This is a genomic window from Gordonia sp. LMA167 (genome assembly GCF_058130025.1).
Genome location: NZ_CM176708.1, coordinates 1,382,871 through 1,397,376 on the forward strand (window position 1 = coordinate 1,382,871; position 14,506 = coordinate 1,397,376).

At 66.9% G+C, this 14,506-nt stretch carries 12 protein-coding genes; 9 read left to right on the forward strand and 3 right to left on the reverse strand.

Annotation, left to right across the window (positions count from 1 at the left end; all coding sequences use genetic code 11):
• Positions 1 to 3: 3 nt before the first annotated feature.
• The 7 genes from ACVT6V_RS06210 (at position 4) to ACVT6V_RS06240 (ending at position 8,642) form a co-directional block, all read left to right on the forward strand.
• A complete protein-coding gene (locus ACVT6V_RS06210; RefSeq protein WP_489898928.1) occupies positions 4 to 549 on the forward strand; it encodes a dimethylamine monooxygenase subunit DmmA family protein in 546 nt (181 codons plus the stop codon).
• Positions 546 to 1,535, forward strand: a complete 990-nt coding sequence (locus tag ACVT6V_RS06215) for a PDR/VanB family oxidoreductase (protein ID WP_489898929.1) — start codon at positions 546 to 548, stop codon at positions 1,533 to 1,535. Before ACVT6V_RS06210 ends, ACVT6V_RS06215 begins: the two co-directional genes overlap by 4 nt.
• Complete coding sequence (locus ACVT6V_RS06220) at positions 1,532 to 3,091, forward strand: heme-dependent oxidative N-demethylase subunit alpha family protein (RefSeq protein WP_489898930.1); 1,560 nt, start codon at positions 1,532 to 1,534, stop codon at positions 3,089 to 3,091. Before ACVT6V_RS06215 ends, ACVT6V_RS06220 begins: the two co-directional genes overlap by 4 nt.
• Entirely contained in the window at positions 3,088 to 4,080 is a 993-nt protein-coding gene (locus ACVT6V_RS06225; protein ID WP_489898931.1) for a PDR/VanB family oxidoreductase, read from the forward strand. The genes ACVT6V_RS06220 and ACVT6V_RS06225 overlap by 4 nt, the downstream gene beginning before the upstream one ends.
• Positions 4,077 to 5,078 (forward strand): heme-dependent oxidative N-demethylase family protein, encoded by a 1,002-nt coding sequence (locus ACVT6V_RS06230; protein WP_489898932.1) that lies wholly within the window; start codon positions 4,077 to 4,079, stop codon positions 5,076 to 5,078. The genes ACVT6V_RS06225 and ACVT6V_RS06230 overlap by 4 nt, the downstream gene beginning before the upstream one ends.
• Positions 5,079 to 5,146: 68 nt before the next feature.
• On the forward strand, positions 5,147 to 6,496 hold the full coding sequence (locus tag ACVT6V_RS06235; protein WP_489898933.1) for an ammonium transporter: 1,350 nt from the start codon (positions 5,147 to 5,149) through the stop codon (positions 6,494 to 6,496).
• Between the two features lie 754 nt (positions 6,497 to 7,250).
• A complete protein-coding gene (locus ACVT6V_RS06240) occupies positions 7,251 to 8,642 on the forward strand; it encodes an IS1380 family transposase (protein WP_489895676.1) in 1,392 nt (463 codons plus the stop codon).
• A 309-nt stretch (positions 8,643 to 8,951) separates the two neighbouring features.
• Here the strand turns inward: ACVT6V_RS06240 and ACVT6V_RS06245 are convergent, their stop codons facing one another.
• From ACVT6V_RS06245 to ACVT6V_RS06255, 3 genes are read right to left on the reverse strand one after another with little or no spacing between them, the layout of a single operon-like run.
• Positions 8,952 to 10,145 (reverse strand): NAD(P)/FAD-dependent oxidoreductase, encoded by a 1,194-nt coding sequence (locus tag ACVT6V_RS06245; RefSeq protein ID WP_489898934.1) that lies wholly within the window; start codon positions 10,143 to 10,145, stop codon positions 8,952 to 8,954.
• Between the two features lie 14 nt (positions 10,146 to 10,159).
• Positions 10,160 to 11,422 (reverse strand): allantoate amidohydrolase, encoded by a 1,263-nt coding sequence (locus ACVT6V_RS06250; RefSeq protein WP_489898935.1) that lies wholly within the window; start codon positions 11,420 to 11,422, stop codon positions 10,160 to 10,162.
• Positions 11,419 to 12,039 carry a HutD/Ves family protein gene (locus ACVT6V_RS06255; RefSeq protein WP_489898936.1) on the reverse strand — a complete coding sequence of 207 codons (621 nt, stop codon included), beginning with the start codon at positions 12,037 to 12,039 and terminating at the stop codon, positions 11,419 to 11,421. The genes ACVT6V_RS06250 and ACVT6V_RS06255 overlap by 4 nt, the downstream gene beginning before the upstream one ends.
• Positions 12,040 to 12,119: 80 nt before the next feature.
• Between ACVT6V_RS06255 and ACVT6V_RS06260 the strand changes: the two genes are divergently transcribed.
• Together ACVT6V_RS06260 and glnT are read left to right on the forward strand one after the other, a co-directional pair.
• Complete coding sequence (locus ACVT6V_RS06260; protein WP_489898937.1) at positions 12,120 to 13,007, forward strand: LysR substrate-binding domain-containing protein; 888 nt, start codon at positions 12,120 to 12,122, stop codon at positions 13,005 to 13,007.
• 143 nt (positions 13,008 to 13,150) lie between these two features.
• Positions 13,151 to 14,497, forward strand: coding sequence for a type III glutamate--ammonia ligase (gene glnT / locus ACVT6V_RS06265; RefSeq protein ID WP_489898938.1), 1,347 nt, complete (start codon positions 13,151 to 13,153; stop codon positions 14,495 to 14,497).
• Positions 14,498 to 14,506 lie beyond the last annotated feature (9 nt).

Sequence of the window (14,506 nt, forward strand, 5' to 3'; positions counted from 1 at the left end):
ACCATGTCGCAGATCGCATTCTCGAGCATCCCGGTCTGGGCGCGGCCGCACGCGACGGTGGAGGCGTCGCCCGATCCGTCGGGTCGTCTCCACGTCGTGATCGGCGTCGGGCCCGACGCCGGCGACGGCATGCGGCGTTGGGTGGATGCCCTACCCGCCGACGTCGCGCTGCGGCCCCTGACCTTCGACGACGTCGACCTCGCGGCCGACGCGTTGCGCGACGAGATCACCGGCGCCCGTGTGGGTATCCGGGTGGTCATCGTCGCGTCACCCGGTGCGGCACTCGCATTGCGGGGCGTGGCCACCTCGGCAGGGCTCGAGGATGACGAGATCCACGTCGTGGCGTCGTCGGACGGTCCCATCGAGGTCTTCTGTTCGCACTGTCGCGCGGTGACCTCGACGGAGTCCGGGGTGGACGACGTCATCGACTGCGTCGGCTGCCGACGGCACCTACTCATCTACCATCACGTCTCACGTCGTTCCGGCCGATATCTGGGCTTCATGGTCGACGCCGAGACGTCGGCGATCGCAGGAGAGTCCACACAGTGACCGTCACCATCCCCGGACCGACCGCTCGCGACGATCGGTCGCAGAGCACGAGCCGCAAGCTCGTTGTCACCGAGATCGACGATGCCGCACCGGGAATTCGTAGCTTCACCTTCGCCGCACCCGACGGCTCGGTACTGCCCGGATTCGTTCCGGGAAGCCACCTCGTGATCACGGCGGGCGACCGTGCCAACGCGTACAGCCTGACTTCGGAAGGTGTCGCGCCGACCCACTACGCCATCTCGGTGTTGCGGATCGGCGACGGCAACGGCGGGTCACGCTGGATGCACGACACGCTGGCGGTCGGCGACGTGGTCGCCGTCGAGATCCCGCGCAGCGCGTTCGCCCCGGCCGCCCGCGCGACAAAGCATCTTCTCGTCGCGGGCGGTATCGGCGTGACACCGATCCTCTCGCACCTGCGCGCCGCACGTCGTTGGGGGCGAGAAGTCCAGGTGCTCTACACGTTCCGTGAAGGCCGCGCCGCCCACGTCGATGACATCATCGACGTGGCCGGGCGGCGAGCCGAGCTGTTCACCGAACAAGATGACTTCACCGAGCGGCTCGCCACGACGCTCGCGGACCAACCGATCGGCACGCATCTCTATGTGTGCGGGCCGGCCCCGATGATCGACCACGTCCTGGAGACCGCGCGCGAGCTCGGCTGGCCGGAATCGAGGATCCACTTCGAACGGTTCGGCGCGGATGCCCTCGACGCCGGCGACCCGTTCGTCGTTCGCCTCACCGAATCCGATGCGACGCTGAATATCCCGGCCGGCACCTCGGTGCTCGAGGCACTGGAGGAGCACGGGCTGGCGATCCCGAATCGCTGCCGTCAGGGGGTGTGCGGCGAATGTCGCATACCGCTGTCCGGTGGCAACCCGGTGCACCGGGATCTGTACCTGACCGATGACGAGAAGCAGGCCGGGGACACGTTCATGCCCTGTGTGACCCGCGCCGACGAAGGCACCACGCTGGAGGTACCCCTGTGAGCACCGCACTGTCCGAAGCGGCATTCGTGGCCGGCTTCCCCTTCCCGTTCGTCGACGACCACTATCGCTACAGCACCAATGTCGAACCCGCCGCCGGCGTGGTCGCGACCGCGGCAGGCCAGTGGGGCGACCGGATCATCGACATCGACGCCGACTATCACCACGAGATCTCCGAACGCGAAGCCGTCCTCGCCGTGGACGACTCGCGACACGCGGTGTTGCCGCACATGCGGCCGGCGAGCTGGGACGCCATGTTGACGATCATGCGCGAACTGGCCACCGCCTACCCGGAGGACTTCGCGCTGCGTCGCTCCGGCGACCAATGCTCCGGTGACGAATGGCACTGGGAGAACGGGCTGCTCGACATCACGCAGACGTTCACCTATGGCGACGACGCGACTCTGCCCGACGACCCGCTGGGATACATCTGCGCACAGATCCAGGAAGACGTGGTCCTGCTCGACCAACGCGACGGCCAACTGTTCGCCGACGCCGGCGTGGTGACCTTCGCCGCGGACTGGAGCTTCGGATTCGACGTCGGTATGAGCTTTCTCGAGATCCACGGACCGGTCCCGCGCGTGCGCAACGAAGGGGTGATCACCCGCGCACACGAATTCCTCAAGCGCCTACAACCACATCAGCCCTATCGCCGGACCAACTGGACGATGACCATCGGACGGCGATTCGACGTGTCCACCGAGCGTTACCCCGAGTGGGGACCCGATCGGGAGATGATCCAACACGTCGACGATGAGACATTCGGTCGGCTCGTCCACCTGCGCGTCGAGGTCCAGCACCTGATCCGTCTGCCCGACTCCGGCGCGGTGATGTTCCTCATCCGCACCTACATGCTGCCGCTGGAAACCCTGGCCACCGTCGAACCCTGGCGGCGACGGGCCGCCGAGGTCTTCGACGAACTCCCCGACGACATGGCCGATTACAAAGGAGTCATCAAATACAAGGCGCGAGCGGCACAGTGGCTCCGGCAGGTGTCACCCCACGTTGCGGGTGCCGTACCCATGACCAGCGATGCAGACGACCGTCCGGGCAACGGGTTGCCGGTCTGGCCCTCGACCCCGGATCCGATCGATCCCGTCGGAACATCGTTCCTGGTGATCGCGATCGGTACCGAGCGGCGAATCGCCGAGGTCTCGCGCAAGTGGGTTGCCGCTGCCGAGGCCGCCGGCCCCACACGGATGCTCGTGCTCGACTCGCTGAGCGTCCAGCATGATCGGGACACCTTGACCGCTGCGCTCGCCGACGCGCTCACCGGCGTCCGGGTGTATGTGGTCGGTGGCCAGTACGACGTGCTCACCGCGCTCGCCGCCGCGCGGGGCGGCGGAGCGCTCGCAGAGGAACTGTCCGCGTTCGTCGTCCACACCCGCGACCTGCCGGTCTACTGCGCGCACTGTCGTGACACCTTCCGGGTCGAGGGAACCCCGGGTGGCGAGGTCGACTGTCCCGGCTGTGCCCGACGGCTCGAGGTTCACGCGCATCACTCGGCGACGCGGGGCAGCTTCCTCGCCTCGTCGGCCGGAAGCGCAGAGTCATCATGACCGTCACTTCCGAGCCGGTGCTGACAGGCTCACGACACACCCTGTACGACAACGGAGTACGATTCGTTCGCGTGGCGGCAGTGGTCTCCGTCACCGCCGACATCACGCACTTCCGCTTGCTGCCCGTCGACGGCGGTAGACTCGCGCCGTACCAGCCGGGCAGCCACCTCATCGTCACCGCGGGTGAGCATCGCAACGCCTATTCGCTCGTCGACGACGGCTTTCTGCCGACGAGCTACGGCATCTCGGTGCTGCGGCGCGGTCTGGGTGGAGGGTCGGACTGGTTGCACGACAACGTGTCCGAAGGTGACTTGCTCGAGATCGAGGGCCCCCGATCGATGTTCGCCCCGATCTGGAACCAACGGCATGCGCTGCTGGTGGCAGGTGGCATCGGTGTAACGCCGATTTTGTCCCACGCCCGGTCCGTGCTCCGGCAGGGTGGCACCGCCGAGATCATCTACTCGTATCGGCCCGGACACGCAGCACACCTCGACGAACTCCGCGGCCTCGCCGCGAACCCGGGCATCACGCTGTACGAGGTCTCCGGTGTCGACCAAACGGCGGCGGTGCTCGCCGAGCGCTTCGCCGTGCAACCGCTGGGCGCCCACGCCTACGCGTGTGGTCCCGGGCCGATGCTGGAGGCCTACACGGTTGCCGCGCGTGCCGCCGGCTGGCCGTCGGCACGCATCCATCTCGAACGCTTCACCGCACCGGAACAGGAACCGGGAGAGCCCTTCTCGGCCACCGTGGCATCCACCGGAGAAGTGATCGAGGTCCCGGCAGGTGTGTCGTTGCTACAGCGCCTGCTCGACGCGGGTCTACCGGTGCCGAACCTGTGCCGGCAAGGAGTCTGCGGCGAATGCCGGATTCCGGTCCGCTCCGGGACGATGGAGCACCGCGACTTCGTACTCTCCGACGACGAACGTGCCGCCGGCGACAGCATGCTCTGCTGCGTCTCGCGCGGCCAGGACATCGAGGTGGACCTATGACGATCACCACCGGCCGCATCGAATCCGTCGACCATCTGGCCAACCTCCCGTGGCCCTTCCCCGACGAACTCGACGAGTTCCGCTACAGCGTCAACGTCGAACCGGCACGCATTCCCCGGGCCACCCGCGGCGGTGAATGGGGTCGGCACATCGTCGACCTCGGCGGCGCCGAGTACACGACGATCATGGCCGAGCGCCGTCGGATACTCGACGCCGATCCGCACCGCGTGAAGGTACGGCCCGGAATGGAATTGGCGTGCTGGGACCTGCTGCTCTACTACCTGCGGGACCTGGCCCTGACCTACCCGGACGTGATGCGTCTGACCGAGCACGACGACGGTCGGTTCCAGTGGCGCAATGACCTTCTCGGAACCGACCAGTACTTCGTCCCGGGCTCCGACGACACCTTGCCGCACGGCCCGCTGGACTTCCTGGCCCGGGAGATACCCGACGATCTCCTGCTGGTCATCGAGCGTGACGGCCGCCTCTACTTCGACGCCGGGGCGGTCACCTTCGCAGCCGCCTGGTCGGTGTCGTTCGATGTCGGCATGGACATGGACGAGATCCATGCGCCGGTACCGGGACTCATCCGCCAGGGCATCGTGTCGCGGGCCGAACAGTTCCTGCGGCGACTGCCTGCCGATCAGGTCTACCGGCGGGTCAACTGGACACTGTCGGCATCGGATTCGCCGAAGCTGGATGTCAGCCTCGAAGAGCTCCCCGAATGGGCGGGCGATATCGGGCGGATGGTGCGCGAAGGCGACTTCGGGCGCGCGCAGCTGCGAATCGAGCTCGAGCACTTCATCCGCCTGCCGATGACCGGTGCGGTCACCTTCAACATCCGCACCTTCATGGCCTCGTTGGAGGAGGTCAGGCGCATCCCGGCGTGGTCGGAACACCTGGCCACCGTCATCGAGACACTCAGCGAACCCATCGCATCGTACAAAGGATTCCTGGACTACCGCGACGATGTCGTCGCATACCTGCGCGAACGCTGAGTCCGTCGAATCACACACCACCCGTTCTCAATTCCGCGATCCATTCCCACCTCACCGAAAGTTCTCCCATGGAATCCGTACTCTCCGCGCACGCGGACCTGTCCTGGATGTTGGCGGCATTCGTCTTCGTCCTGCTCATGTTTCCCGGCCTCGCCCTCTATTACGGTGGCATGGTCGGCTCCAAGAACGTCCTCAACATGATGACGATGGTGCTGGCCACCCTCGGCATCACCTGTGTGCTGTACGTCCTGTTCGGCTATGGGTTGGTCTCCGGACCGTCGGTGAAGGGCTGGGGGATCATCGGGAACCCGGCCGACTACCTCGGACTCGGGAAGTGGATGTCCGACGACGCGTCCGGGGGAATCCAGGTGCTCTACGTCGCGGCCTGGTTCATCCTGTTCGCCGCCATCACCGTCGCGATCGTGGCGAGCGGCGCCGCCGGCCGGATGAAGTTCTCGGCATGGTTGGTGTTTGCGCCGATCTGGCTGACCCTGGTGTATTTCCCGGTGGCGCACTGGGTGTTCACGGCAGACGGTGACGGCTTCAGTGGTGGCTTCCTGCTGAACGACGTCGGTATCCATGACTTCGCCGGCGGTACGGCGGTGCACATGAACTCCGGTGTGGCCGCGCTGGCTCTGGCTCTCGTGCTGGGTGCCCGACGCCGTCGGATGGAACGGCCGCACAATGTCCCGCTTGCCCTGCTCGGCGGCGGCATCCTGTGGTTCGGCTGGTTCGGGTTCAACGGCAGTTGCGCCGGTGGCGCGAACTTCGTGACCCAGGTGGTCATCCTCAACACGCTGCTCGCCGGTGGCGCGGGCATGATCGGCTTCGCCATCATCGAACGCATCCGCGAGGGACATGTCACATCGCTCGGCATGATGACCGGTGCCATCGCCGGATTGGTGGGAATCACTCCGTCCGCGAACACGATGAGCCCGGTCGGCGCGCTCGGTGTCGGCATCCTCGCGAGTGGTGTGGTGGCCTTCTGCCTGAGCTTCAAGAACAAGTTCCAGGTCGACGACACCCTCGACGCGTTTGTCGTCCACGGTATCGGCGGCATCGTGGGCACCCTGTGCATCGTGCTGTTCGCCACCGAGTCGGCCCCCGCCGGCGTGGAGGGCATCCTGCTCGGCGGTGACTTCGGCATCCTGTGGCGTGAACTCGCCGGCATCGTGATCACCTGCACGTTCTCGTTCGTCGCCACCTATCTGATCGCCAAGGCTCTGGACAAGACGATCGGGCTGCGGGTCGACGAGGAAACCGAGGTGGCCGGCCTGGACTCGACCGTGCACGCGGAGTCGGCGTACGAGATCCCGGCTGCCGGGGTGGGACATGCACCGGGGCTGTCGGCGACCGTGCCGCCGCGGGTTGGTACGGCCGCGACCGGATCGTCGGAGCCGATCCCGGTATCCAGCTGATCTATTCCGTCCTGCGGGGGTCCACCATGACGGTGGGCCCCCGTTGTGGTGTCCGGTGGGCGGCCCTTCGTGACGCTCGCAAGCTCGCTCCTCAGGGACCGGGGTGGTGACGCTCGCAAGCTCGCTCCTCAGGGACCGGGGTGGTGGCCTGTCGAGCACGACGAGACGGGGCTTGGGTAATTCGTTGTGGCGCTGTCATTTACCGCAGTCTGCCACCACGCGCCCTGAGCCTGAGGAGCTCCGGAGCGCTAGCGGGAGATGCGCTGTCACCACGCTCCCTGAGGAGCTCCGGAGCGCTAGCGGGAGATGCCTGCCACCACGCTCCCTGAGGAGCTCCGTAGCGTTGGCGGGAGATGCGCTGCTACCCGCTCCCTGAGGAGCTCCGGAGCGCTAGCGGCGCGCTAGCGGAGGAGCGTCACGAAGGGGCGGCCCTTCGTGACGCATCCTCGCAAGCTCGGAGGCTCCTCAGGGACCGAGGTGGCGACGCTCGCAAGCTCGGAGGCTCCTCAGGGACCGAGGTGGTGATGCTCGGAAGCTCGGAGGCTCCTCAGGGACCGAGGTGGTGATGCTCGGAAGCTCGGAGGCTCCTCAGGGGGACCGAGGTGGTGATGCTCGCAAGCTCGGAGGCTCCTCAGCCTGGATCCACCGATGTTGTGGGTTGTTGGGGGTGTTGGTGAGACGAAATGCCCTGTCGGAGTGAGAGGATGGGACTTGTCGAAGGTCTGTCCAGTCACTCAGAAAGGGCATCTCGTAGATGCAATTGTGTCATACCGCGCCGGTGCGGTCGGTGAGGTTCGATGACCCGAATTTGCTGGCGGCGGCCGGGGTGGTGCCGGTGATGGCGTTGGCGCATCGCTGCGGGCTCGATGAGCTGGTGGATCAGTTCGTGCAGCTGCCCACCGATAAAGGTGCGCACGCGGGGGCCAAGGTGGCCTCGCTGATCGCCGGGATGGTCATGGGTGCTGACAGTATCGATGACATGGCGGTGCTGCGCCATGGTGCGATGGGCTCGGTGTTCGACCACCCGTATGCGCCCTCGACGTTGGGCTCGTTCCTGCGGGCCTTCACCTTCGGTCATGTGCGCCAGCTCGATGCCGTGGCCTGCCGGCTGCTGGCCGGGTTGTGTGAGACGACCCCGGCCGGTGGTAGCGGCGAGGAGCCGACGATGCTCGACCTCGACGACACCGTGGTGCAGGTCCATGGCTATCAGAAACAGGGCGCCGGGATCGGCTACAACGGCACCCGTGGTCTCAACGCGCTGCTGGCCACGGTGAGCGCCACCGACGCCGCACCGCTGATCGTGGCGCAACGATTACGTGCAGGTCCGGCAGGCTCGGCGCGCGGGGCGGGCAGTCTGCTGACCGAAGCGCTGCACACCGCCGCAGCCTGCGATCACCGCCGGATCCTGGTGCGTGCCGATTCGGCGTTCTACAGTCGCAAAGTCATCGCCGCAGCGCGGCGTGCCGGCGCCCACGTCTCGATCACCGCGCGCATGAACCCCGACGTCAAACGCGCCATCACCCAGATCGACGAGCGCGACTGGACCCCGATCCACTACCCGCGGGCGGTGACCGACCCCGATACCGGCGAGCTGATCTCGGATGCCGAAGTCGCTGAGATCGCGTTCACCGCCTTCGCGTCCGACCCGGCATCCGCGCAGGTGCCCGGACGACTGATCGTGCGCCGCACCCGCGCACTGCGACCCTCGGCCACGCCGGTCGAGCAACAATCCCTGTTTGAGCTGTGGCGTTTCCACGCCTTCTTCACCACCACCCCCAGCGAGGATGCCGACACCGTCACCGCCGACAAGATCCACCGCCGCCACGCCATCATCGAACAAGTCCACGCCGATCTGAAAGCCTCCGCACTGGCCCACATGCCCTCGGGGTGCTTCGCGGCCAACGCGGCCTGGCTGACGTGCGCGGTCATCGCGTTCAACCTCACCCGCGCGGCAGCCTCGATCGCCGGCCCACGCCTGGCCGCGGCCACCACACCCACCATTCGCCGGACCCTGATCCAGGTACCCGCCCGCACCGCCCGATCCGCGCGCACCCTGACCCTGCACCTGCCCGCCGACTGGCCCTGGCACAACGAATGGCAACGCCTGTTCGCAGCCACCCACCACCGACAACCCGCCGCAGCCTGACCTATCCACCCGCCACCCCGGCCCAACACGAGGACCCAGTGAAACAAGCCGAACTCAGAGATCGGCGAATACCCCCTACTCACCACACCTCAACGCGCACAACACAAGTCACGAAAACACAAAAGTCCACCCCACCCACCAATCGGTGGATTCAGGCTCAGGGACCGAGGTGGTGACGCTCGCAAGCTCGGAGGCTCCTCAGGGACCGGGGGTGACGCTTGCAAGCTCATCACCTCAGGGCTCGACGCACACATAGAAGGGCACCCCGCCGCTGACGGGGTGCCCTTCTCGTATGTGCGCCGGTCGATCTCAGCGCATCTCGCCGGCCCCCTCATACGGGTTGAGGCTCAGCAGGAGATCGTTCTCGGCGAATCGCGAGTACCGGAAGTCCTGCGGATCAACGTTCTTCAGCGTCGTCGAACCGCTGAGCAGCAGGTCGGCGACCAGCTTGCCGACGGCCGGGGAGATCTTGAAACCGTGACCCGAGAAGCCGGTCGCCAGGAACAGGCCGTCCACCGGGGACGGGCCGATGATCGGGTTGTAATCGGGCGTGACATCGTAGGCGCCGACGTAGCTGCTGGTGATGCGCGGATCGGGCATGTCGGGCAGGCGGTGACCCATCTTCATGATGATCTTGTCGATGGTGCTCTCGTCGGCGCGGTTGATGTAGTTGTCCGGGTCGATGTACTGCGGCGCGGCGTGGTCGGAGTTGCCCACCAGCAGTTCGCCGTTGGGTTCGCGGCAAACGTACGACAGACCGGCGAGGTCCGAGAGCACCGGCACCACCGGGGTGGGCTCGCCCTGGTCGATCAGCACGAGTTGGGCCCGCTGGGCGCGAACGTCGACCGGTGCTCCCACCGGTTCGGTCAGTGCGGGGGTCCACGGACCGGCGGCGACGATCACGGTGTCGGCGTGGATGGTGTCGCCGTCGGCGAGCTCCGCGCCGATGACGCGGCCATCCGCGCCCTGGAGCAGCTTCGTGACGGTCGTCGACTGACGCACCTTCACGCCGAGTTTGCGTGCCGCAGCGGCAAAAGCCATGCCCGCCATGTACGCCTCGCCCCGGCCGCCGAGAGACTCATAGGCGAACGCGGCGAAGTCGTCGAGATGCAGGCCCGGCCAGAGCTCGGCCATCTTGTCGTGGCCGATCAGGTCGACGTCGATGCCGAGACCCTGCATCATCTCGACGTTGGCGTGCAACGGGGCCACGTTGTTCTCGCCGACGCCGACGACATAGCCGCACTGCTGGAAGGCCATGTCATCGCCGAACAGTTCGGTGGCGCGGGTGAAGATGTCGACGCCGTACCAGGACATCGCGGCCAGCGACGGGTTGCCGTAGTGGCAGCGGACGACGCCGCTGGACTTGCCGGTCATACCCGAGCACAGAGTGTCGCGTTCGACGACGAGGACGTCGGTCTCGCCCTGGTCGGCCAGCGACCAGGCGATGGCCAGGCCTTCGAGGCCGCCGCCGACGATGAGGAAACGGGTGGTGGTGGAGGTCATGTCAGGGTTCGCTTTCAGTGAGTGGAGGGCTGGTTGGACGGTTGGGTGATCAGGTCTGCGAGGACTGTGGCGAGGGCGTCGCCGCCGGCGTCGGCGTCCGGATCCTCGACGTACTCGTCGGGAGAGTGGGAGACGCCGGTGGGATTGCGGACGAACAGCATGGCCGTCGGGATCTCCTCCTTGAGGACGCCCGCGTCATGGCCGGCACCGGTGGGCAGGATGGGCGCATCAGGCAGGATCGTCGACAGCCGACCGCGCAGCCCGGGATGGAAGTCCACGCGGGGACTCATCGATGCTTCGGTCAGGGTCATCGAACAGTTCTCGGCCACAGCGTGTTCGCGGGCAGCGGCGGCGATGTCGGCCACCAGTGAGGCGACCACGGCATCGTCTTCATGGCGGACGTCGAGCCAGACGTCGACCCGCGAGGCGATCACATTGCTGCCACCCGGGACCGGATCGAGCTTCCCGACGGTCGCGCGGGCGCCATCGACGGCGCGTCCGAGACGACGGACGTCGAGAACCGTTGCGGCTGCGGCCAGCATCGGATCACGCCGGTCATCCATCAGGGTGGTGCCGGCGTGATTGCCCTGGCCGCTGAACGACAGGCGCCAGCGCCCGTGTCCGAGGATCGACGACCCGATCGCGATGGCACGATCCTGATCGATCAGCCCGCGGCCCTGTTCCACGTGGAGTTCGACGAAACAGCCGAGCTGCGCCAGGCGCTCGTCGTCGCGGCCCATCCCGCGGGGATCGAGCCCGTTGCGGGCCGCCAGATCCGCGAAGGTCGTGCCGTCGGCGTCGACGAGTGCTGCGGCGCGTTCGGGGGTTACCGCGCCGGTCATCAATTGCGAACCGAGGCAGGCGAGCCCGTAGCGTGAGCCCTCTTCCTCGGGAAACACGGCCAGGGCGAGCGGTCGGGTGGGGCGAATCCCGCTTGCCTGCAGCGCATCGATGGCGGCCAGCGCCGACGCGACGCCCAGCGGACCGTCGAACGCGCCGCCGCCGGGGACCGAGTCGAGATGGCTACCCGTGACCACCGCGTCGACGAGGGCCAGCCGTGCCGGGTTCCACCATGCCCAGATGATGCCGTTGCGGTCCATCTCGATCTCGAGTGAACGCTCCCGCGCGGCCGCGACAAACCACTCGCGCAGTTCGAGTTCGGCGGATGAATAAACGGGGCGGCTGTAACCGCCTCGGGCGGTGTCGGTTCCGATGTCGGCGATCTCGGCGAGCAGTCGGCTCACCGATGTGGTTCGGGTGGTGGTGGACTCGGTCACGAGTGGCTCTCCTCTGTCGGCTGGGCTGTCGGTGGTCGGATGTGGGCTACCGCGACGGTCGCGGCGCCGGAGACCTCGCACGGCTCGCCCATCAGAAGGACTGTGTCCCAGCGGCGTAACTCCTGATGGTCAACGGTGAGAGAGCCGGCGAGGACCGTCACCGCGACGCCGTCATCCGCGCCGATCGTGTGCGTGCCGCGCAGATTGCGCAGGCTCAGCGTGCCGTCGCAGACATCGCGGTGGGTCATCAGGTTCAGCAGTCTGGTCGCGCCTCGGGTGGGGGTGGCGCGTACGTCATCCACCCCGTCGAAGGTGGCGCGGTCCAGCAACGCGAGGGTGCGGGTGGACCCGTTGATGGTGAGATCCACCGGGTCGTCGCCGACGACGACTGCGGTCCTCAGCATCGCCGGGAAAGTCGAGAACCGGCATCCGGTTTCGATGTCGGCGAGGCTGAGTGTCCAGTCGGGAGTGGCGGAGTCGGTCCCACCGACGGCGATGCGCCGGGTCACGCCTGCGCCGTTGCGCCACGGTGTCGGCGGGAGTTCTGCCGCACGGATGATTCCGCCAACCGCCTCCGCGGCGAGGGGATATACGGGAGCCCCGTGGTCAATCGTCATGTGTCTCAGTAGACGACGATCATTGCCAAAACTCCAATATGTATTTGACGCAGATTATTCTTACAAGCAGAATGATCTGCGTGGAGCTCCGTCACCTGCGCTACTTCCATGTCCTGGCCGAGGAGCTTCACTTCGGGCGGGCGGCCGCGCGACTGCACATCTCGCAGCCGCCACTCACCGCGCACATCAAGGACCTCGAGCGGGAGGTCGGTGCGCGACTGTTCGACCGGACCACGCGGCGCGTCGCTCTGACCGGCGCGGGCGAGATCTTTGCGGAGCGGGTGGGGGAGCTACTCGACCGACTCGACGATGCCGTCGTCGAGGTGCGCGATCACGCCGAAGGCCGGCGCGGCCGGATTCGGGTCGGCTTCGTCAGTTCGGCCAGTGGCACCGTGCTGCCACCCGGACTGCGGATCTTCCGTGAGATCCATCCCGATGTGCGTGTCGACCTGTCGCCGTTGACGACGCGCGAGCAGCTGGATGCACTCGCGGCGGGGGCCCTTGACGTCGGACTCATCCGGTCCGGCGGCGCCGAGCCGGGGCTGGTGGTGGAGCCGTTGCTCGCCGAGGAGATGGTGGCCGTCCTCCCGGTCGAACATCCCCTCGCGTCCCATTCCGCAATTCGGGTCTCCGACCTGGTCGACGAGCGCCTGATCCTTTTCCCGAACGACCTGATGCCCGCCTATGTGGCGCAGATCTGGGCGCTGTTCGCCACCGTCGGGGCTCAACCGCAGGTGGTCCAGGAGGCGATCCATCACGAGACGGTCGTTGGGCTGGTATCGGCGGGGGTGGGGATTTCGATCCTCCCCGCGTCGGTGTCGCGGTTTCGTCCGGCCGACGTCGTGATCCGCCCCATCGAGGGTGCGCCGACGACAGCACTGCTGATCGCACGAGCCGAGGAGTCGTCGAACCCGACGGTCGACGGCTTCGTCGAATGTCTGCGCGCGGCGCAGCGAGTGGACGACTGAAACGCCCCAATCTCGCGGTGATCGACACACAGCACTCACGACTCCGTAACAGGGTGGAAATATTCAAAGCGTCTACTCGTTGTAGACAAAGTTTCCCAACAGCAGACATACTGATCTCGACACCCCACTGACGGAGAACCACCATGACCGACCGCACCGAACTCGCCGACCTGTGCGCGGCCTCGGGAACCAAGTTCATCCTCGCCCTGTTCGTCGACCTGCGCGGTAAGCCCTGCGCCAAGCTCGTACCCGTCGAAGCCGTCGACGAACTGGCCACCGACGGTGTCGGCTTCGCCGGCTACGCGGTGGGTGCCATCGGCCAGGAGCCGAAGGACCCCGACCTCATCGCGATCCCCGACCCAGCGTCGTTCACGCCGATCCCGTTCATCAAAGAGGGACTCGCGATCGTGCACTGCGATCCGCACGTCGAGGGCAAGCCGTGGCCGTTCGCACCGCGCAACATCCTCAAGTCGCTGATCGCGCAGGCCGCCGACGCCGGGTTCGAGCCGTGGGTGGGCGCGGAGGTCGAGTACTTCCTGCTCAAGCGGGACGCCAACGGCGAGTTGGTCACCGCCGACGATGCCGACGACTCCAATCAACCCTGCTACGACGTCCGCGGCCTGACCCGCATGTACGACCATCTGACCGCGGTGTCCACCGCGATGAACCAGCTCGGCTGGAGCAATTACGCCAACGACCATGAGGACGGGAACGGCCAGTTCGAGCAGAACTTCAAGTACGCCGAGGCGCTCACCACAGCGGATCGGGTGATCACGCTGCGCTACCTCCTCTCCACGATGGCGGCCGAGCGTGGCATGGTCGCCACCTTCATGCCCAAGCCGTTCGCCGAGCGCACCGGTTCCGGTCTGCACTTCCACCTGTCCCTGACCTCCGGCGGCGCCCCGGTGTTCCCCGAGTCGGCCGAGGAAGACCAGCGTGGGCTCGGATTGTCGCCGACCGCTTACGGATTCGTCGGCGGCGTGCTCGAGCACGCCTGTGCGTTGCAGGCGGTGATGGCGCCGACGGTCAACTCGTACAAGCGAACCGGTGCCACCGCCACCCGCTCGGGTGCTTCGTGGGCGCCGCGTCGCCCCACCTACGGCGGCAACGACCGCACCCACTTCGTCCGCGTCCCCGACGACCAGCGCGTCGAACTGCGTGGCGGCGACGGCTCGGCCAACCCGTATCTGGCGATCGCGGCCGCACTCGGTGCGGGACTCGACGGCATCAAGCGCAGCCTCGACCCGGGCGAGATCGGCAGCTGTCCATCGCATATCGACTCGTTGCCGCTGACCCTGCTGCACGCCGTCGAGGCCATGGACGCTGACGCTGTCGTCACCGGCGTACTCAACGCCGCGGTTCCCGAGACCGGAGCCGGTGATGCCGGACTCGTCTCCGACTACTTCTCCCGGCTCAAGCGCGAAGAGTTCTTCGCGTGGCACTCCGCGGTGTCCCCGTGGGAGATCGACAACTACCTGACCGCCTTCTAACCCTTCCGG

Excerpts from the sequence above, each read along its gene's own strand:
- ACVT6V_RS06210 (WP_489898928.1), top strand. The coding sequence starts at position 4 with ATGTCGCAGATCGCATTCTCGAGCATCCCGGTCTGGGCGCGGCCGCAC.
- ACVT6V_RS06225 (WP_489898931.1), top strand. The coding sequence starts at position 3,088 with ATGACCGTCACTTCCGAGCCGGTGCTGACAGGCTCACGACACACCCTG.
- ACVT6V_RS06230 (WP_489898932.1), top strand. The coding sequence starts at position 4,077 with ATGACGATCACCACCGGCCGCATCGAATCCGTCGACCATCTGGCCAAC.
- ACVT6V_RS06235 (WP_489898933.1), top strand. The coding sequence starts at position 5,147 with ATGGAATCCGTACTCTCCGCGCACGCGGACCTGTCCTGGATGTTGGCG.
- ACVT6V_RS06240 (WP_489895676.1), top strand. The coding sequence starts at position 7,251 with ATGCAATTGTGTCATACCGCGCCGGTGCGGTCGGTGAGGTTCGATGAC.
- ACVT6V_RS06245 (WP_489898934.1), bottom strand. The coding sequence starts at position 10,145 with ATGACCTCCACCACCACCCGTTTCCTCATCGTCGGCGGCGGCCTCGAA.
- ACVT6V_RS06255 (WP_489898936.1), bottom strand. The coding sequence starts at position 12,039 with ATGACGATTGACCACGGGGCTCCCGTATATCCCCTCGCCGCGGAGGCG.
- glnT (WP_489898938.1), top strand. The coding sequence starts at position 13,151 with ATGACCGACCGCACCGAACTCGCCGACCTGTGCGCGGCCTCGGGAACC.